The sequence below is a fragment of the Acutalibacter sp. LFL-21 genome (assembly GCF_025630755.1).
In the GTDB taxonomy this organism is placed as follows: Bacteria; Bacillota; Clostridia; order Oscillospirales; family Acutalibacteraceae; genus Acutalibacter; species Acutalibacter stercoravium.
In genome coordinates this window covers 84,734-103,636 of sequence record NZ_JAOTNT010000006.1, presented here as the reverse complement: position 1 = coordinate 103,636, position 18,903 = coordinate 84,734, and the positions used below count along the sequence as shown (strand labels likewise).

The 18,903-nt window shown below is 57.6% G+C and carries 16 protein-coding genes; 11 read left to right on the top strand and 5 right to left on the bottom strand.

Annotated elements, in window-relative coordinates; all coding sequences use genetic code 11:
• The first annotated feature begins 6 nt into the window (after positions 1-6).
• From ODJ80_RS08720 to ODJ80_RS08685, 8 genes are all read left to right on the top strand, one after another.
• Positions 7-759 (top strand): thiamine pyrophosphate-dependent enzyme, encoded by a 753-nt coding sequence (locus ODJ80_RS08720; RefSeq protein ID WP_178863185.1) that lies wholly within the window; start codon positions 7-9, stop codon positions 757-759.
• Positions 756-1,307, top strand: coding sequence for a 2-oxoacid:acceptor oxidoreductase family protein (locus tag ODJ80_RS08715; protein ID WP_178863187.1), 552 nt, complete (start codon positions 756-758; stop codon positions 1,305-1,307). The genes ODJ80_RS08720 and ODJ80_RS08715 overlap by 4 nt, the downstream gene beginning before the upstream one ends.
• A gap of 105 nt (positions 1,308-1,412) precedes the next feature.
• On the top strand, positions 1,413-2,480 hold the full coding sequence (locus ODJ80_RS08710; protein ID WP_263041779.1) for a sodium ion-translocating decarboxylase subunit beta: 1,068 nt from the start codon (positions 1,413-1,415) through the stop codon (positions 2,478-2,480).
• A 631-nt stretch (positions 2,481-3,111) separates the two neighbouring features.
• Positions 3,112-4,878 (top strand): ABC transporter ATP-binding protein, encoded by a 1,767-nt coding sequence (locus ODJ80_RS08705; protein ID WP_263041778.1) that lies wholly within the window; start codon positions 3,112-3,114, stop codon positions 4,876-4,878.
• Complete coding sequence (locus ODJ80_RS08700; protein ID WP_178864606.1) at positions 4,879-6,648, top strand: ABC transporter ATP-binding protein; 1,770 nt, start codon at positions 4,879-4,881, stop codon at positions 6,646-6,648. It begins immediately after the preceding gene.
• Positions 6,649-6,874: 226 nt separating this feature from the next.
• Positions 6,875-7,762, top strand: a complete 888-nt coding sequence (locus ODJ80_RS08695; RefSeq protein ID WP_263041777.1) for a LysR family transcriptional regulator — start codon at positions 6,875-6,877, stop codon at positions 7,760-7,762.
• Positions 7,763-7,897: 135 nt separating this feature from the next.
• Positions 7,898-8,242 carry a MerR family transcriptional regulator gene (locus ODJ80_RS08690; RefSeq protein WP_263041776.1) on the top strand — a complete coding sequence of 115 codons (345 nt, stop codon included), beginning with the start codon at positions 7,898-7,900 and terminating at the stop codon, positions 8,240-8,242.
• A gap of 110 nt (positions 8,243-8,352) precedes the next feature.
• The gene (locus tag ODJ80_RS08685) at positions 8,353-9,279 is read left to right on the top strand and encodes an alpha/beta hydrolase (protein WP_263041775.1); all 927 of its coding nucleotides are present in this window, start codon (positions 8,353-8,355) and stop codon (positions 9,277-9,279) included.
• A 318-nt stretch (positions 9,280-9,597) separates the two neighbouring features.
• Here the strand turns inward: ODJ80_RS08685 and ODJ80_RS08680 are convergent, their stop codons facing one another.
• Entirely contained in the window at positions 9,598-10,890 is a 1,293-nt protein-coding gene (locus ODJ80_RS08680; protein WP_263041774.1) for an MFS transporter, read from the bottom strand.
• A gap of 338 nt (positions 10,891-11,228) precedes the next feature.
• Here ODJ80_RS08680 and ODJ80_RS08675 point away from each other — a divergent pair, with 338 nt between their 5' ends.
• Both ODJ80_RS08675 and ODJ80_RS08670 read left to right on the top strand, forming a co-directional pair.
• Complete coding sequence (locus tag ODJ80_RS08675; protein WP_263041773.1) at positions 11,229-12,299, top strand: response regulator; 1,071 nt, start codon at positions 11,229-11,231, stop codon at positions 12,297-12,299.
• Positions 12,194-13,819 (top strand): DUF5597 domain-containing protein, encoded by a 1,626-nt coding sequence (locus ODJ80_RS08670; RefSeq protein ID WP_263041772.1) that lies wholly within the window; start codon positions 12,194-12,196, stop codon positions 13,817-13,819. The genes ODJ80_RS08675 and ODJ80_RS08670 overlap by 106 nt, the downstream gene beginning before the upstream one ends.
• 57 nt (positions 13,820-13,876) lie before the next feature.
• Here ODJ80_RS08670 and pdxT read toward each other — a convergent pair whose 3' ends face one another.
• Together pdxT and pdxS are read right to left on the bottom strand one after the other, a co-directional pair.
• Entirely contained in the window at positions 13,877-14,455 is a 579-nt protein-coding gene (gene pdxT, locus ODJ80_RS08665) for a pyridoxal 5'-phosphate synthase glutaminase subunit PdxT (RefSeq protein ID WP_263041771.1), read from the bottom strand.
• A gap of 3 nt (positions 14,456-14,458) precedes the next feature.
• Positions 14,459-15,334 carry a pyridoxal 5'-phosphate synthase lyase subunit PdxS gene (pdxS, locus tag ODJ80_RS08660; RefSeq protein ID WP_263041770.1) on the bottom strand — a complete coding sequence of 292 codons (876 nt, stop codon included), beginning with the start codon at positions 15,332-15,334 and terminating at the stop codon, positions 14,459-14,461.
• Between the two features lie 93 nt (positions 15,335-15,427).
• Here pdxS and ODJ80_RS08655 point away from each other — a divergent pair, with 93 nt between their 5' ends.
• Positions 15,428-16,396: an aminotransferase-like domain-containing protein gene (locus ODJ80_RS08655; protein WP_263041769.1), complete on the top strand. Its 969-nt coding sequence runs from the start codon at positions 15,428-15,430 to the stop codon at positions 16,394-16,396.
• A 128-nt stretch (positions 16,397-16,524) separates the two neighbouring features.
• Here ODJ80_RS08655 and ODJ80_RS08650 read toward each other — a convergent pair whose 3' ends face one another.
• Positions 16,525-17,454 carry an alpha/beta hydrolase gene (locus tag ODJ80_RS08650; RefSeq protein ID WP_193500183.1) on the bottom strand — a complete coding sequence of 310 codons (930 nt, stop codon included), beginning with the start codon at positions 17,452-17,454 and terminating at the stop codon, positions 16,525-16,527.
• 525 nt (positions 17,455-17,979) lie between these two features.
• Complete coding sequence (locus tag ODJ80_RS08645; protein ID WP_263041768.1) at positions 17,980-18,843, bottom strand: EamA family transporter; 864 nt, start codon at positions 18,841-18,843, stop codon at positions 17,980-17,982.
• Positions 18,844-18,903: the final 60 nt, after the last annotated feature.

Below are 18,903 nucleotides of genomic sequence, written 5' to 3'. Positions count from 1 at the left end.
TTGACTATGGCTATTGTATTTCAAAAACCGTCTACCTTGACTGACGCGCCCATGCACTACTGTCCCGGCTGCACCCACGGCATTGTCCACCGCTTGGTGGCCCAGGCCCTGGAAGAGCTTGGGGTGGAAGGCAAGGCTGTGGGCGTGGCCTCTGTGGGCTGCTCGGTCATGTGCTACGATTACTTCTCCTGCGATATGGTGCAGGCTCCCCACGGCCGCGCCCAAGCAGTGGCCACGGGCCTGAAGCGCGCCCGTCCCGATAATGTCATCTTCACCTACCAGGGCGACGGCGATTTGGCCGCCATCGGCACCGCCGAGACGGTCCACGCCGCCACCCGGGGCGAGAATATCACCGTCATCTTCATCAACAACGCCATTTACGGCATGACCGGCGGCCAGATGGCCCCCACCTCCCTGCCGGGGCAGGTCACCCAGACCACCCCTTATGGCCGTGACACCAACACCGCCGGCTATCCTGTGAAAGTCTGCGAGATGCTCTCCACTCTGGACGGCGTGGCCTTTGCCCAGCGCGTTACCGTGGACTGCGTGAAGAATGTGAACATTGCTCGGAAGGCCATTAAGAAAGCCTTCCAGAACCAGATTGAGGGCAAGGGCTACTCCATTGTGGAAGTGCTCTCCACATGCCCCACCAACTGGGGCATGTCCCCTGTAGAGGCCCTGAAGTGGCTTAATGACAATATGATCCCCTATTATCCTCTGGGTGTGTATAAAGATGTGGAGGAGGGTGTGAAGAAATGAAAAATCTGAACATTCTTTTCGCGGGCTTCGGCGGCCAGGGCGTGCTGTTCGCCGGGAAGGTGGTGGCCTACGCCGCTTTGATCGCCAACAAACAGCTCTCTTGGCTGCCCTCCTACGGTCCGGAGATGCGGGGCGGCACCGCCAACTGCAGCGTGTGCGTTTCCGACGAGGCCATCGGTTCCCCTCTGGTGACCAACCCCAACGTGTTCATCGCCATGAATCTGCCCTCTTTTGACAAGTTCATCAATGCGGTGGAGCCCGGCGGCATTGTCATCGTGGACTCCAGCCTCATCGACAAGAAAGTGGAGCGGGATGATGTCACCGTGTACTATGTGCCCTCCACTTCCCTGGCGGATGAGAACGGCGTGAGCGGCCTGTCCAACATGATCCTCATTGGCAAGCTGTTCAAGGAGGTTCTTTCTGGCGGGGACTACCAGTTCTGCGACGCAGATATCCTGGACCAGGCGGTACAGAAGTGCATCCCCGCCCGCAAGGCCCAGATGCTGGACTTCAACCGCAAGGCCATCCAGATCGGCCAGGAGCAGTAAACAGGACAACATAGAAGCTCTAAGCCCCAGGCGTTTGCCCGGGGCTTTTTCTGTGTTGACAAGCCCTTCCGGCAGGTGTAGGATGGGGAAAAGGAGGAGATTGCCATGGATTTTCTGGAAGGAGACCGGGCCCGCCTGGAGCCGTCAGGCCCCTCGAAACGCCCTCCCTCCCCTGAGGAGTGGTATGTCACCAGCCAGGGGGATTTCTGGCCCTCCAGCCACCGGGAGCGCCCGGGTATCCAGCTGCCCTTCCAGGGGGAGTTTGACTGGGCGGGCTTCCATTGGCTGGTGCCGGGGGTGTTTTCCACCGCCAAAGCGCTGGTTGTGGATTTCTGCCGCCAAGTAGAGCCGGAGGATGTGCGCGCCTTTGTGGAGAAGTGGCTCCTGACCCCGGAGAATGACAGGGAGGAGCTTTTCACCAAGGAGGAGCACCGGCGGATGGCAGCGGAGAACCCCTTGGAGTTTTCCTTCCATCCCGCGGCGGTGGTCAACGGAAGGGAGTACCCCTATAAGCGGGGCAGCGGCAGCTATTACAACTGCTGCGTGAACTGGAACAGCCAGGAGCCAGAGGGAAAGCTGCTGGGCGAGCACTATGGGCTGAACCCCGAAAAGGTCTGGTCCCTCTGGCGCTTTGTCTTTCCCTGGGGCCGCCGGAAAGAGGTGGAGATCCTCTCCCTGCGGCTGAAGGCCGACCCGCTCCCTTTGCCGGGAAGCGTTTTCCAAGTGCGGGGACCGGGGGACCGGGTGGAGCTGGCCCATCCCAAAACCGGGGAGAAAAGCATCCTCACAGTGAAGTCGTTGCAGGCCATCCACCACAGGGAGCTGCCCCGCATAGAGGGCTGGGAGTTGCCAAGCCGCCTGTGGGAGCTGGTCTATACCCTGGAGCCGGAGCAGGAGGGCTTCTCCCTTCAGGACACGGTGGACAACGACCCGCTGCGCCCAAATCCCCTCCCAGGGAACGGCGCGGGGGTGGGTCCCACGGCAGCCTCCATCGGCATCATCGGCGGGGCAGACGGCCCGGTGTCCCTCTATGTGCGGGAGAAGGCGCTCCCCCTGTGCCACACCGCCTTTTCCGCCCTTCACTTCCAGCCGGCGGAACAGGTCACCTGGCTGCCTGTTTTCCAAGAGCGGCCCTGTCCGGAGCAGCTTGTCCCTCTGGAGAAGAAGGAGTGAAGGGCCCTTGTTTTGATTCCAAAGGAAAAGCCTTGGCGTGCGCCAAGGCTTTTCCTTTTGTATGCTTTATCGAAATGAGAACCCTCAGCTCTGCTGGGGAGAGTAAAAAAGCTTTAGCTCCAAGCATCGAGCGAAGCGAGAAGAGAGCAACAACTTGGCTATTGTAAAGAAGTTGATCCTGGATAAACAACGCCCGTTTACGGGCTGTGGGGCAAGTGATGCAAGTGGCGGATTTTTCAGTGCCTCTTGAGAGGCATGCCGGTACGATGCCCTTCTAGGGCTAACCCAAGTCCCCGGCTTTGCCGGGGGTCATGACTTGCGCCGGGCAAGGCGCCCTTTAAAGGGGTTCGCGGCCCGCTGTTTTCCGGGGCTGGGGAACGCGGGAAAGGGATTGCCAGGCTCCTGTGCAAAAAGGAAAATTTTCCTCTGGAATTTCAGCGAAATACCGAAGGGGAATTTTTGAAAACCCCCTTCCTTTTTTTGGAGCGAGGGCTATAATTATGGGAGCTTGGAATCGAGCCCTTTCCGGAGAGGGGGAAGGGCCCGGAGCCGGCCTGAAAGGCCAGGTTTTTTGCCCTTTCAGGAGACAAGACGTACGCCGGGCTGCCCGGCGTGAAAAGGGAGGAATTGTATGTTTCAGTTAAAGTGGGTGTGGAAGCAGATGGAGGGCTTCCGAAAGCGGTACATCTTTGCCCTGTTCTCCACGGCCCTGCTGGCAATGCTGACCCTGGGCAACTCAGTCATCACCGCCAGCATTATGGACACGGTGTTCCAGCCGCTTACCGAAAGCGGTGTGGTCACCCAGCAGGTGGTGCACCATCTGGCGGTTCTGGTTGCGGTGCTCATTGGGTTTACGTTGTTCCGCACCAGCTTTCAGTACCTGTCCATTATGACCTATGAGGGCTGTTCCCAAAAGCTAATCTTTAAGCTCCGCCGGGACTTGTATAAGAATATGCAGGAGCAGGACCAGGACTTCTTCTCCAAAACCCGCACCGGCGACTTGATGACCCGCCTCACCGGCGACCTGGATATGGTCCGGTTTGCCGTGGCCTGGGTGGTGCGGCAGCTGATCCACTGCACAGTGCTGTTTGTCACCACCTCCATTGTGTTTTTGGTGACAGACTGGCTCTTTGCCCTGTCCATGCTGGCAGTAACGCCCATTATCTTTGCCCTGACGCTGGCCTTCTCCAAGCGGGTGCACCCCCTGTATGTGGACCTGCGGGAGCGCCTCTCTTTGCTGAACACCCAGGCCCAGGAGAACATCTCTGGCAACCGGGTGGTAAAGGCCTTCGCCCGGGAGGACTATGAGATCGACCGGTTCGATGAGAAAAATGCCGACTATAAAAAGGCCAACACCAGGGCCTCCCTGCTGTGGCTGCAGTACAGCCCCTATATTGAGGGCCTGTCCCAGTCCCTCTCCATTGCGGTGCTGCTGGTGGGGGGCGCGTTCCTCATCTCTGGGCGCATCTCCATCGGCACCTTCACCCTGTTCAACGGCTTGACCTGGACGCTGACCGACCCCATGCGCATGCTGGGCATGCACCTCAACGACCTGCAGCGGTTCTTCGCCAGTTCCAATAAGATTATCGAGCTGTACTATGCCAAGTCCACCATCACTTCCCGTCCCGACGCCAAAAAGGTGGACACCCGCCTGAAGGGGGAGATCGACTTCTCCGGCGTGGACCTGAACCTCCACGGCCAACCGGTGCTGCGCCACATTGACCTGCATATCAATCCCGGCGAAACGGTGGCCATTATGGGGCCCACCGGCTCTGGAAAGACCTCGCTGGTGAATTTGATCCCCCGGTTTACGGACGTCAGCGGCGGCACCCTCACCATAGACGGCACGCCGGTGGGGCGCTATGACCTGCAGGGCCTGCGCCACGCTATCGGTATCGCCACCCAGGACGTGTTCCTGTTTTCCGACACGGTGGACGGCAATATCGCCTATGGCGACTCCTCCCTCTCCGAGGATGACGTGAAGCGCTATGCCAAAATGGCGGATGTGGACTTTGTGGAAAAGCTTCCCGATGGCTTCGACACCCTCATCGGCGAGCGGGGCACCGGCCTTTCCGGCGGCCAGAAGCAGCGCATCGCCCTGGCCCGGGCCCTAGCCGTGCGGCCCTCCATCCTCATTCTGGACGACACCACCAGCGCCGTGGACCTGGAAACCGAGAAGTATATCCAAGAGCAGCTGGCCAGCTTGGACTTCCCCTGCACCAAGATTATCGTGGCCCAGCGCATTTCCACCACCAAGCGGGCGGATAAGATCGTCATTTTGGATAAGGGCCGGGTAGTGGACATCGGCACCCACGAGGAGCTGTCCCAGCGGCCCGGATACTACCGGGAAGTGTTCCTGCTGCAAAACGGCATGGAAGAGGAAAAGGAGGTGGTTTAAATGGCACGCAACAAGTTTGACGTGGACGAGACCCTGGAAACCCCATTTAACATAAAGCATCTGCTTCGGGCCGGCGTGTACATTGGCCGCCACAAGAAAAAGATGATTTTGTCCCTGCTGTTCTCCGCCATTTCCGCCGCCTGCTCTCTGCTGGGGCCCATGCTCATCCAGCGGGCCATTGACGTGTCCGTGCCCCAAAAGGACTACACCGAGCTGGTGGTGCTGGCCGTCATCATGCTGGTGTCCATTGTGGCCTCTGTGCTGTTCGCCCGGGCCCGCTCCAAGTACATGATTGTGGTGGGCCAGGAGATTATCTACGACATCCGCAAGGACTTGTTCGAGCACCTGCAGAAGCTGCCCTTCCAGTTTTACGATGACCGGCCCCACGGCAAGATTTTGACCCGCGTTATCAACTATGTCAACTCCGTGTCGGATGCCCTCTCCAACGGCATCATCAACTTTGTGCTGGAGATCTTCAACCTGATCTTGATTGCCGTGTTCATGTTCCTGTGCGATGTGCGCCTGAGCCTGATCGTCATGGCGGGCATCCCCCTGTTTCTGGTCATCGTGCTGCTCATCAAGCCCGCCCAGCGCCGGGCCTGGCAGGATGTGTCCAACAAGAGCTCCAATATCAACGCCTACCTCCACGAGAGCCTGGACGGCATGAAGATCACCCAGGCCTTCACCCGGGAGGAGGAGAACCGCGGCATCTACGAGAAGCTGAACAAGAAGTGCTATCAGACCTGGATGAAGGCTCAGTACACCTCCAACCTGGTGTGGTACTCTGTGGACAACATCTCCACCTGGGTGGTGGGCGCCATGTACCTCATCGGCCTGTGGATGCTGGGGCCCGCCATGCAGATTGGCACCCTCATTGCCATTTCCTCCTACGCTTGGCGGTTCTGGCAGCCCATTTTGAACCTGTCCAACCTGTACAACACCTTCATCAACGCGGTGGCCTACCTGGAGCGCATCTTCGAGATGATTGACGAGCCCGTCACTGTGGACGATGCCCCCGGCGCCACCGAGCTGCCCCCCATCACCGGCCGTGTCACCTTCGACGACGTGACCTTCTCCTATGATGGGCAAATCAACATCTTAGAGCACTTCAACCTGGATGTAAAGCCCGGCGAGTCCATTGCCCTGGTGGGCCCCACCGGCGCCGGCAAGACCACCGTGGTGAACTTGATCTCCCGGTTCTATAACATCGACAGGGGACGCCTGCTGCTGGACGGCCACGACATCGCCCAGGTGACCCTCCGCTCCCTTCGCTCTCAAATGGGCATTATGCTCCAGGATAGCTTCATCTTCTCCGGCACCATTATGGACAACATCCGCTATGGCCGCCTGGACGCCACCGATGAGGAGGTCATCGCCGCGGCCAAGACCGTGCGCGCGGATGAGTTCATCCGGGAAATGGAGGATGGCTATTACACCCAGGTCAACGAGCGGGGCTCCCGCCTGTCCCAGGGCCAGCGGCAGCTGGTGGCCTTTGCCCGCACCCTGCTCTCCGACCCTAAGATTCTGGTGCTGGATGAGGCCACCTCTTCCATCGACGCCAAAACCGAGCGCCTGGTGCAAGAGGGCCTCAACGCCCTTCTGAAAGGCCGTACCAGCTTTATCATCGCCCACCGCCTTTCCACCATCAAGAACTGCGACCGCATCCTGTACATTTCCAACAAGGGCATTGCGGAGATGGGTACCCATCAGCAGCTGTTGGAGAAGAAGGGCTATTATTACCATCTGTACACGGCCCAGCTGGAGAGCTGAACCGGGAGAGAGCTCCCTCTGGGATAACGGAATAGAGCGCAAAAGCAAGCGCGCAGCCCACGGCGCCAGAGCGGCGGCAGGGTTCGCGCTTGCTTTTTTGTCACAAAAAGCAGGCGGTCCTCCAGAAGGCTGCCTGCTTGAAATGCCATTGAAGCATGAAAAGAAAAGAGATTGCTTTTTGAGCATGGGTCTGCTATGATGGGGAAAAAGAAAGGGGGAAAGGCCCGTGGAAATTCGGGTTTTGCGGTATTTCCTGGCGGTAGCGCGGGAGGAGAGCATTACGAAGGCAGCCGAGCTGCTTCACCTCACCCAGCCTACTTTAAGCCGGCAGATCGGCCAGATGGAGGAGGAACTGGGGGTCAAGCTGTTTGACCGGGGCGCCCGCAAGATTGCCCTTACCAATGAGGGCCTGCTGCTGCGCCGCCGGGCAGAGGAGATTCTGGAGCTGGTGGATAAGACCGAGAAGGAACTGACGGAGCAGGACGAGCGGATTGAGGGGACTGTTTCCCTGGGCTGCGGAGACCTGGCCTCTGTGGAGCTGCTGCCGCCGCTGTTCCGGGCATTCCGCGCGCGCTATCCCGCGGTGCGCTTTGACCTGTACACCGGTACTGCCGACCACATCCAGGACAGGATGGACCGGGGCCTGACGGATATTGGCCTGCTGATGGAGCCGGTGAGCGTAGAAAAATATGAATACATCCGGCTGGCCCGGCAGGAGCAGTGGTGGGCGGTGATGCACCCTGACGCCCCCTTGGCCCGGCTGGACCGGGTGACTCCTCAGGATTTGGCCGGCCAGCCTTTAATTCTTCCCCGCAGGCTCAGTGTGCAAAGTGAGCTGGCAGGCTGGTTTGGAGAGGAGTTTGACAAGCTGAATGTGGTCTTTACCTCCAATCTGCCGGCCATCAGTTCTATTGTGGCCCATAACCAGCTGGCCTATTCCATCACGATCCGGGGCTCTCTCTCCTTCTGGGACCCGGAAAAAATCACCTGCCGCCCCCTGTATCCAGAGCTGAAGGCCACCAGCATCCTGGCCTGGAAGCGCAAGCAGCCCTTCAGCCCGGCGGTCTCCAAGTGGATTCAGTTTGCCAAGGAAACCCTCCGTCCAGCCGGTTGAGCGCTTTTTATACCCTGTAAGCATTGCGCCTTATGAAAAACGGGTATTAGACAGGCGGCTCCCCGTCCCCTATAATGAGAGTGGAAGGGCACTTCCCAACACAAGACCCTTTTGGGGAGAAACGGGGGGAGACACATGGACCTGTTGGAAGCGGGCAGAAGGTTCCGCCTGGCGCCGGAACTGCTGAGGTTGTATGAGGAAAATGGGCTCCTGCAAGGGGTGCAGGCGCCGGACGGTACCCGGCATTATGGGGAGGAAGCGCTGCAGCGGGCAGTTTCGTTTCGGTTTTTGCAGCAAGCCGGGATGGAACTGGGCACGCTGAAGCATTTTGCCAGGCTGGCGGAACAGGGGCCGGATACAGCCGGGGAGCGGCTTCGGCTGCTGCGGCGGTGCCGCTGCTGCCTGTTGGAGGAGATCCATCAAAAGCAGCAGGCTTTGGATCAGGTGGATTACCTGATCCGCGAGCTGCGCGGGAAATAGCCCGCGCCTTCCAAACAGCATAGGAATGGACCTTGACGGGGTTTGCCCAGCGTTCTACAATGGTGTCAATCATCCGCTGCTCTGCAGCATAGAAAGAGAGGAAGAACGCTGTGCGCACAATACGCGATGCCAAATTTGTCCCCCAATGGGTGGACCTGACCCAGGAGCACCCAGCCCCGCTCTTCGGGCATATCACGCGGCAATATCTCAATCTGTCCTATGGCCGACATCCCCTGCAAGCGGTGGACCTCTATCTGCCGGAAGAGGGAAATCCCCCTTTTCCCACGCTCATTCTGGTCCACGGTGGGGGATTCTCCCGGTGTGATAAGAGGGATTTGAGCGTATACCCTGGCTTTTACGCCCTGCGGGAGGGGTTTGCCTTGGCCTCTGTCAATTACCGCCTCGTGCCGGAATGCCGCTTTCCCTGCCAAATCCATGATGTCAAAGCGGCCATCCGCTTTTTAAAGGGCCATGCGGGGGAATATGGGCTGGATCCGCGGAGCTTCTTTTTGTACGGCGACTCGGCGGGGGGCTACCTTGTCTCCATGGTGGGGGCCACCCAGCACGGCAGCTCGCTGGGCAGCGGAGCGGCAGGGCCGGAGGGGGAATCCTGTGCGGTGCGGGGGGTGGCGGCCATCGCGCCCTTGATCAATTTGGTGCGCCATTACGGGCAGCTGGAGCGGGTGGACTATCTTTCCCCCGCGTTGCACAGGGCGATGCTGGAAGAGAGCAGCGCCATTCTGGCCGATTACTTGGGAACCCCTAAGGGACGCTTGGGAGCTCTGGCGGAGAAGGCCTCTGTGGACACCTACCTGACCTCTGCCGCGCCTCCTTTTTATATCCAGCACGGCACCCGGGACACCATTATCCCACCCATCCAGGCCATTGACTTTGCCGGGCGGCTGCGGGGCCTGATTGGCGGGGAGAAGGTGGTTTTGGATTTGATTGAGGGGGCCAAGCACGTTGGAACCTCCCCGGAGTTTATTGAGGAGGAGCATGTCCTGCCCATTTTGCGGTTTTTCAGAACCCTGCTGTGACCAAATCCCTTTTGGGAAAACAGCCCGGCGCGCCTCCCTGGTTGTGCCGGGCTGTTTTTTTGCGCGAAACCCTTTAGGGCCCTCCTCCTGTGCCCCGCCCCTGTGAACGGGATGGATACAGAGAGCATGGCTTGCTTTGGCAAGGAAGCTGGGAGGAAAGGATCGCCACCCGCGGGCTTGTGGCGGAAGCGGTTTTCCCGGTTTGCGTGGAAATATGTGGAAAAAAGAAACAGGAATCCCACCTGTGCAGGTGGAATCCCTGTTTTAAGGGTATCTGAAAGTAGGGGGTAGGGGCGAAAAAAGGCGGCTTTCAGGGGCTTAAAGCTCGTCCCGGAAGGAATAGCGCTGCAGCAGCCTTCCAAAACCCAGGCACACGCCCACGCCCAACAGGCCCAGCAGGAACAGCAGCACCGCTGCCCCTGAACCCTTTCCCGTCCCAAAGAGAAGGGAGGGAAGGCTCCCCGCCGGCAGGGAGGCCATCCAGGGCTCGCACACATGGTCGATCATGGCCCCGCCGGACAGCAGGCCCAGGGGGATGGTGAAAAACTGCAGGGAGTTCCGGCAGGCGTACACCCGGCCCTGCATCTCCACCGGGATGGTGGTCCGCAGCACCACGTCCAGGTTGGCGTTCATCAGGGGCACCAGCAGCCAGCCGATCAGCTGGCCCAGGCACCACAGCGCCGGGCTTCGGGAAAGGGACAGCAGAAAGTTTTCCGTGCCCAGGGAGAACAGCATGGTCAGATAGATGACCCGCACCCGGTCCTTGGGCGGGGGCAATACAACGCACAGCAGGCTGCCCGCCAGGGTGGCCGCCCCCGCGCAGGAGGTCACCATCCCCAGCACCGTCTCGCCGCCGTTTTCCCGGGGGAGGATCAGGGCGGGAAGGGCCGCGTCAAAGGCAGAGGCCACAAAATTCACCCCCGCCAAGAATAGGATCAGGGTGAGCACCAGCGGGGTTTGCCGCAGGTATCCCAAGCCGGACCGCACGGTCCCCCAAAAGGGTTCGCGCCTTACACGCTCGGAGCCTGCCCCGCCGGGCAGCCGCACCCCCAGCAGAAGGGCCAGAAATGCGACGGCAAAGGTGAGCAGGTCCAGAAAAATCACCCCTCCCATCCCGGAAAAGGCAAATACGGCCGTGGCCAGGATGGGGTTGAGCATGGTTACCAGAGAGTTGGAAAGGGACCGCAGCCCGCTGGTCCTTTGATACCACCGTTTGGGGGTGATGAGGGTCATGGCCACATCGCTGGCAGGCTGCTGCACCGTGTTCATCAAGCCGCTCAGGGCGTTTAGCAGATACATGTGCCAGGGGGCCAGCAGGTTTAGCTGGAGCAGGGCCAGCACCGCCACGGTGGAGGCGGCCGCCAGGCTGTCGCAAGCCAGCATAGTCTTTTTCTTGTCCCACCGGTCGCTAAGTGCCCCCGCGAACACGCTCATTAAAACGTAAGGGGCATAAGAGCAGATGGACAACAGGGCTGTCTGCAGGGCCGAGCCGGTCTTTTCATACAGCCACAGTGTCAGGGCAAAGCCGGTCATGGCACTGCCCAGCTGGGACAGGGATTGGGTGCTCCAAAGCACCAGAAACGTCTTTAGCTCTCGAATGGATTCTTTCATAAAACTTTGCTCCTTTGATGTGAAATGGGCTCATCAAATCGCAAAGCCTGAGGACTGGGCCCGCAGGCCGTCCCGTGGGGTTCCCACGGTCTCCTCTCCATGCGCCGTCCTCAGACCTCGCATGGAGCCCCGTCAATGCAGAGCCTCATAGGCGGTTCCTCCTTTTCTCATTGTGAAAGCAATCGCTGGGGAAAAGTCTATCATCCGTTGGGGTGCCTGTCAATAGGTTCTGGGGGCTGCTCCACCCTTCAAAGCCCCGGAAAGCGGCCTTTTCTGGGGCAAAGATTCTTGCTATGTTGAAGAATTTTTTGTATAATTTGATCCTGCTAGGGGGGAGAATGCTTCAGATTTTAATTGCGGATGATGAAAAGAAAATACGCCAGGGGCTGCGCAACATTGTGGATTGGGAGGCCCTGGGCTATCAGATTGCCGGAGAGGCGGCAAACGGGGAAGAGGCTGTTTCGTTTCTGGCCGCCCGCAGGCCCGATGTGGTGCTGCTGGATATCAGCATGCCAAAATGCAATGGGCTTGAGGTGGCCCGGCGGGCCCAAGAGCAGGGGTTTTCTGGGAAGGTTATTATCCTCAGTGGGTATTCCGATTTTAAATATGCCCAGGAGGCCATCCGCCTGGGGGTGAAGTTTTACCTGACAAAGCCCATTGATGAAAAAGAACTGGAGCAGCTTCTCCTCCAGCTGAAGGAGGAGATTGCGGAGGAATCCAAAAAGCGGGCGGCGGCCACCAATTACTACCAGCGGGCCCGTGAGACCATCCTGCGGGACCTGTTCCTAAAGCCGGGCAACGTGGCGCTGCTGGACCTGGTGGACATGAACACCGCCGCGGTGGAATACCAGGTGGTGTTGTATGAGCGGTATGTCTCCCAGCAGAAGGATATGGGCTTTTCCTTTGAAAGGTTTCTGCGGGTTAACAACCAGGAGAACCACCTGTTCGACCTGATCGAGCTGGAGCAGGCCCAAGGGGTGCTCCTCAAGGGAGAGGGCGTCATACGCCGTTTCCATGAGCTTTTGGAGCAGTGTGCAGAGCAGGCGGCCAATTCCCTTCCCACGGCGCTGGACCATGTGTTCCTGGCCTATGGCCGGAAGGTTTCCACCCTGGGGGAGATCCATCTCTCCTATGAAGACGCGCACCTGCTGCTTTCCCGCAAATTCTTTACAGAGCAGAAGCAGCATGTGGTGGGATATGAGCAGCTCCTTCGGTCAGATACTTTCCGCTGGCGTTGGATTCTGCCCTGCTGGAGAGCTATTGTGCCCCATTTCTGCGGTATGTGCAGAGCTTTAACCGGAACATGCTGGCGGAGAAGCTCCACGAGCTGGAAAGCCAGCTCTACAACATCCACTATGACCGCAAGGAAACCCTTTACTTCCTTAAGCAGGGCCGGCCTCTGCTGGTGACAGGCGTGCAGTGCCACAACTCTTCCACGGGCACTGGAATGCTGCAAGATGCCATCCAGGTGGCCAAGGAGTTTCACGGCAATGTGCTGGAGGCCCCTGTCTACTGGTATTTGCTGGAGCCCCAGCAGAATGTGTACGATACCTCCCATGTGCGGGAACTGATCCATACAGTGCGCAAAGCAGGGCTGCACCTGGTCATCCTCTGGTTTGCCACCAATAAGAACGGCCACCCCAACTATGCGCCGGAATACATTAAGCTGGACCCGGACACCTACCGCTTGGCAGTGGAGCCCGACGGCCTGCCGGTGCCCTCGTTAAGCCCCCATTGCCAGGCCACTCTCCGGGCGGATCAAAAGACGTTTGTAGAGCTGATGAAGTGCATCAAGGAAGAGGACGGGGACTGCGGAACCGTGCTGGCGGTGCAGGTGGAAAACGAAGCGGGCTTGGGCGGCACGGACCGGGATTACTCCCAAGCGGCCCAGCGGGACTTTGAGAACGGGGTTCCCCCAGAACTGGAGGGCGTGGAGATCCCGGACAGCGGCGCCTCGATGCGGGACAACAGCTGGCGGGGCCGCTTTGGCCGCCACGCCAATGAGGCCTTCACCGCCTGGCACCAGGCCCGCTATATCGGGGAGATCGCCGCGGCGGGCAAGCAGGTCTACAACATCCCCATGTATGTCAACGCCATGTTGGGCCATCCCTACAGCGAGGCGGGCATGGCCTACAACTCCGGCGGCCCCACCGTGCGGGTGCTGGATATCTGGAAGAAAGCGGCTCCCTCCATTGACCTGCTGTGCCCGGATATCTACATGCCCTGCCGGGATTATTACACCCATTTCTGCCAGGCTTACTCCCGGGAGGACAACGCCCTCTTTATTCCGGAGAGCAGCTTCGCGGGCCCCTCTGCGGCGCTGAACGTCATTCGGGCCGCCGCCCAGTACGAAGCGGTGGGCGTGTGCTGCTTCGGCGCGGAGAGCGCCCTGGATGAAACTGGCAGCCTGCGGGAAGATGTAGTGGATACCGCCGTCTCCTTCCAAATGGTGCGGAACATGGCCCCTCTGCTCCTCCAGTACCACGGCACAGGGCATATCCACGCCATCCTCCAGGAGGAGTTTATGGACCAGCAGCTGATCCTGACGGAGGGCTTCCGCATTGTGGCCCACTTCGATATACGCCGCCGCATCCCGGATACGCGGGAGACCCTGCCCCGGGGCAGAGGTATCCTGGTACAGACCGGAGAGTACGAGTTCTATCTCACCGGCGACAACGTGGCCCTGGACTTTGTAGCGCGGCCGGACCCGGAAGAGGAGATGCCCAGGTTCTGGCTGGCCTGCCGCCAGTCCAACCAGTTGAACTTCCTCACGGTGGAGGAGGGGCATTTCGATGAGCAGAATCAGTGGGTGGTGGACTTCCGCCGCAACGGCGATGAGACCAACTATGAGACCTACGCCCGAAAGGGGGAAGTGGTGCGCATCCGCTTAAACCCCAAAATGGGAAAGAAGGGCTTTGTAAAGGCCTGAGCTGGAAAGAGAAAAAGCCTGCGGATCTTGCATCCGCAGGCTTTTTTTAACAGGACTCTACTGGATATGCCCTTGGGAAACCATCTGCGCAAACATCTGGTGCACCGAAGTGTCCCCCGTCAGCTCTGGGTGAAAGGCGGTTGCCAGCTGGTTGCCCTGGCGGGCAGCCACCAGGCGCCCATCCACCACGGCCAGGGGCTCTACCCCAGAAGCGGCTTTGGCAATGTAGGGGGCCCGGATAAAGGTCATGGGAATTTTTCCCAGGCCTGCAAATTCCCCCCGTGTGGAAAAGCTGCCCAGCTGGCGGCCGTAGGCGTTGCGCACCGCCGTAAGGTCCATGGTGGCAAGGTGCGTGCGGGCGTCATTCTGCAGGTGCTTTGCCAGCAGCAGAAGCCCCGCGCAGGTGCCAAACACAGGAAGGCCCGCCTGGATAGCGGACTGCAGGGGCTGAAAAAGCCCCAGCTCCTTCAACAGCCTTCCCTGCACGGTGCTCTCTCCGCCAGGAAGGATCAGGCCGTCGAAGGTCCGGTGGAGGTCTTCCTGTTTCCGAATTTCTATCCAGGAGATCCCCAGCCGGCTCAGCATTGCCTCATGTTCCAGAAAAGCTCCTTGCAGGGCCAGTACAGCAATGCGCACGGCTTATTTCCCCCTCTCGGCCATCAGCAGCTGGATCTCCTGCTCGTTGATCCCCACCATCGCTTCGCCCAGGTCCTCAGAGAGCTCTGCCAGCAGCTTGGCGTCCTGAAAATTGGTGACTGCCTGCACAATGGCGGCGGCCCGTTTTTCCGGGTTTCCAGATTTGAAAATGCCCGAGCCCACGAACACGCCTTCCGCGCCCAGCTGCATCATCAAGGCGGCATCGGCCGGCGTGGCCACCCCTCCCGCGGCAAAGTTGACCACGGGAAGTTTGCCGTGCTGGTGGACATAGGCAACCAAATCATAGGGAACCTGCAGCTGCTTGGCCGCCTCGAACAGTTCCTCTTCCGCCAAAGAGGTAATGCGCCGGATCTCTGCTTGCATCAACCGCATATGGCGGACGGCCTGCACAATGTCTCCGGTGCCGGGCTCTCCCTTGGTTCGGATCATGGCGGCCCCTTCATTGATCCTCCGAAGGGCTTCCCCCAAGTCTCGCGCGCCGCACACAAAGGGCACCTGGAACTGCCGTTTATCAATGTGGTAGGTGTCATCCGCAGGGGAGAGAACCTCCGATTCGTCAATAAAGTCGATGGCAATGGCCTGGAGGATCTGGGCCTCAGCGAAATGGCCAATGCGGCATTTGGCCATTACAGGGATGGACACCGCTTCTTGAATCCCCCGGATCATTTTGGGGTCGCTCATGCGGGAGACGCCCCCCGCCGCCCGGATATCCGCAGGGATGCGCTCTAAAGCCATCACGGCGCAGGCGCCTGCGGCTTCCGCGATTTTTGCCTGTTCGGGGGTGGTGACATCCATAATCACCCCGCCTTTTAGCATTTGGGCCAGGTTTTTATTCAACTCGTACCGGTTTTCCGCCATAGTTGCATTCCTCCTTGTATTTTGCGTGGAACCAGTATACAATAGAACTGGATCTATCAAAATAATCAAAGAAGGAGAATTTTATATTACCAGATGAACCATTCCACAGAGTTTTCCGCCTTGAGCCCCGCCTATCTGCGGCTGTACAGCCGGCTGCGGGAGGAGATTGTCAACCAGGCCTACCGCTATGGGGAGAAGCTGCCCTCCAAACGGAATATGGCGGCCAACAGCGGCGTGAGCACGGTTACCGTGGAGCACGCCTACGCCCTTTTGGCGGAGGAGGGCTATATTGAATCTCGGGAGCGCAGCGGATTTTATGTAACCTTCCGCCCGGATGACGGGTTTGCGGCCCCCGCAGCCCTTCCCATCCGACCTGCGGCGGTCCCCAGCGATCCGTCCGGGCTGCCGCCCTTTCCCTTTTCTGTGCTGGCAAAAACCACCCGTCGGGTGCTCAGCACGTACGGAGAACGCATTTTGGAAAAATCCCCCAATGCGGGGTGCTTAGAGCTTCGAGAGGCCCTGCGGCGCTACCTGGCCTGCAACCGGGGCATTGAGGCGGAACTGGACCAGGTGGTCATTGGTTCAGGGGCAGAGTACCTGTACAGCCTGATCGTGGGAATGCTGGGGAGAAACCGTCTGTTCGCGTTGGAGTCCCCCTCTTATGAAAAGATCGAGCAGGTGTATCGCTGGGCAGGGGCGGCCTGTGAACTGCTGCCCCTGGGTCCGGATGGGATTGATTCCCGGGCCCTGGCGGAGACAAAGGCCAGTGTGCTGCACATATCTCCTTACCGCAGTTATCCCACAGGGGTCACCGCCACCGCCTCAAAGCGGCATGAATACCTGCGCTGGGCGGCGGGGGGCGGGCGCGTCCTGGTGGAGGATGACTTTGAATCGGAATTTTCCGTTTCCAGCAAACCGGAGGAGACCATGTTTTCCCTTTCCAAAGGCGGCCGAGTGATCTATTTGAACACCTTCTCCAAAACCATCTCCCCTTCCTTGCGGATGGGGTATATGGTCCTCCCCAGAGAGTTGGTCCCCCTTTTTCAGGAATCTCTGTATTAGATAAGTATTGGTGTGTATAACTGACCTTTTTATTCATTTTTTATGAATTCCCAACGAAAAGGAGCAAGGTATATTTCAACCTTGCTCCTATGGGATATATGCTATTCAGTTCAACAAATCGGAATTGGTCAAATTGAAATTATTGCTTCCACAAACTGGTTTGCCTTTTCTGTATGAATACCGTGCCCACAATCAAATTGCTGGATTTTCATATTTTCAATCAAGGCATTGACTCTCTGCAAATCTTCATCAGACAATGCGCCTTGCAACAAACCATTTTCACCAATCGTTGTCTTTGCTTTCATAAACAGAGTTTTGCATTTGATTTTAGAAAGAAGGTCATTGTAATCAACAGTGTCATTGAACGAATCGTTATAAAAGGCTTCTCCAAAATGAGGGTCATAATATTGCAGGCCATTAAAGCCTTCTAAAAACTTTTTAGGCCAAAACAGAACTTTCAGATTTTTGTCGGGATGTTTGGTTCGGTATTTCAATGCAAAACCACTCAGTTTTTCTCTGACAGTTTCTCTGGATTCATCGGGAAAGAAATTCCAGCAATACTGATTCTTGAAATAGTAATAGACGAAATCCTTTTCCACATCCTGTAAAAGGAAATTATGGCAGACAGAGGATAAATCTTTGTAATTGTATGTATTATATCTTCTTTCGCCCCAGCTTGAGAAGAACGGAGGGTCTTCCAATATTAGTTTGGAGCATCTGGGAGAGTGTGCTGCAATGTATGCTGCAATCAGCCCACCCGATGAATGACCCAACACGGCAACAGAATCAAAAATCACATTTTCAATAAAGTCCATAATGTCGTTGCCGATACTGACCAGATTGTATTTTTCTGGATTGTGGGAACTCTTTCCGTGTCCGTAATAATCTACCAGGTACACATGATAGTGCTTTGCGAGTTTTGTAACAACACTATAGAAGCTACAAGAGTTTGTTCCCTGGGCATGAAGCAGTAATAATTTGTTTTTTTCGGTTCCAACCTCATAGTAGTTCAAAATACTGCTATCATCAATTTTATACTGTGCATTATGAATCTTCATGTTGTATACTCACCTCGCCAAATTCAAGTTTGTCTTTGTATATAGACGGAAAAACAGCAAAATGTTCCAATTACACCTGCATTATAGCATATTTGCCCCTACTTGTCTCACTCCATGAACGAAAATTTACGACATTTGTTAGTCTAAAATACCTTTCAGGTCAAAGGGGATAATTATCCTATGTATGTGTATATTTTCATTCACCAATACTTATCTCGGACAGAGACTTTCAGGAAAAGGTGGGGTTCCTTTCCTGCACAGTCCCCGCTTTGGAACAGTTTGTTCTGGCAGAGCTGCTTGCAGGGGGGGATTTTGCCCGGCACATCAACCGGGTCCGGCGTGCAAAGCGAAAGGGCCTCCTCACGGGCGGAGCTCGCGGTGAGAGGGCTGTGTAAAGACAGCGCGCCTTCCGCCGGCCAGCCGGAAGGGCGGCCTCTCAGGAGGAAATCCCCTGTGGGAGCAGAGGAAAAGAAGGCGGCAAAAAAGGATGCTCTCTTTTTTAGAGAACATCCTTTTTTTGTTCCTCTATAGCAGCATAGCTCCGGTGCCGGCCAGAATGAGCACCAAGCCCATCCCCGCCTTGCGGCTGAGCTTTTCTTTCAGCACCAGGCCGGAGAACACGATGGTCACCAAGATGCTCAGCTTGTCAATGGGGACCACTACGCTGGCCAACCCATCCTGGAGGGCTCGGTAGTAGCAAAGCCAGGATAGACCTGTGGTGATGCCGGACAGAAGCAGGAAGAAAGCGCTTTTCCGGTCAATCTTCCCCAGATCCTTTTGTTCCCCTGTGACGAAGACCATGGCCCAGGCCATCGCCAGCACCACAATGGTCCGGATGGCAGTGCCCAGGTTGGATTCCACGTTTTCCACGCCCATCTTTCCAAAGATGGAGGTCAGGCTGGCAAATACCGCGGAGAGAAGGGCAAACAGAAGCCAGCTTTTGCTTTGGGGCTTCTCCTGGTCCACTTCTTTTTTGGAAATCATCAAAAGGGTTCCAATGCCAATTCCCAGCACTCCCAAAATCTGGGGAAGGGAGATGGGCTCCCCCAGGAAGAGAAAGGCCAGCAGAATGGTCAGCACAGTGCTGGACTTGTCAATGGGCGCCACCTTGTTTACATCCCCCAGCTGCAAGGCTTTGAAGTAGCACAGCCAGGAGGCCCCGGTGGACAGGCCGGACAGGATTAAAAACAGCAGGGTTTTTCCAGTGATCTGCCCTATGGTATTCTGAGAACCCACCACGAAGACCATCAGCCAGGAGAAGGCCAGAACTACCACAGTGCGGACGGCGGTGGCGAGAGTGGAGTTGATGTGCTCAATGCCGATTTTCGCCAGTACCGCTGTGATTCCCGCAAAGAACGCGGAGCCAAAAGCGAATAAGATCCAAAGCATAATCTTACCCCTCCTTTATGTCCGGGTAAAAGGTGTGTCCCGTGGGCCATCACACCCTCC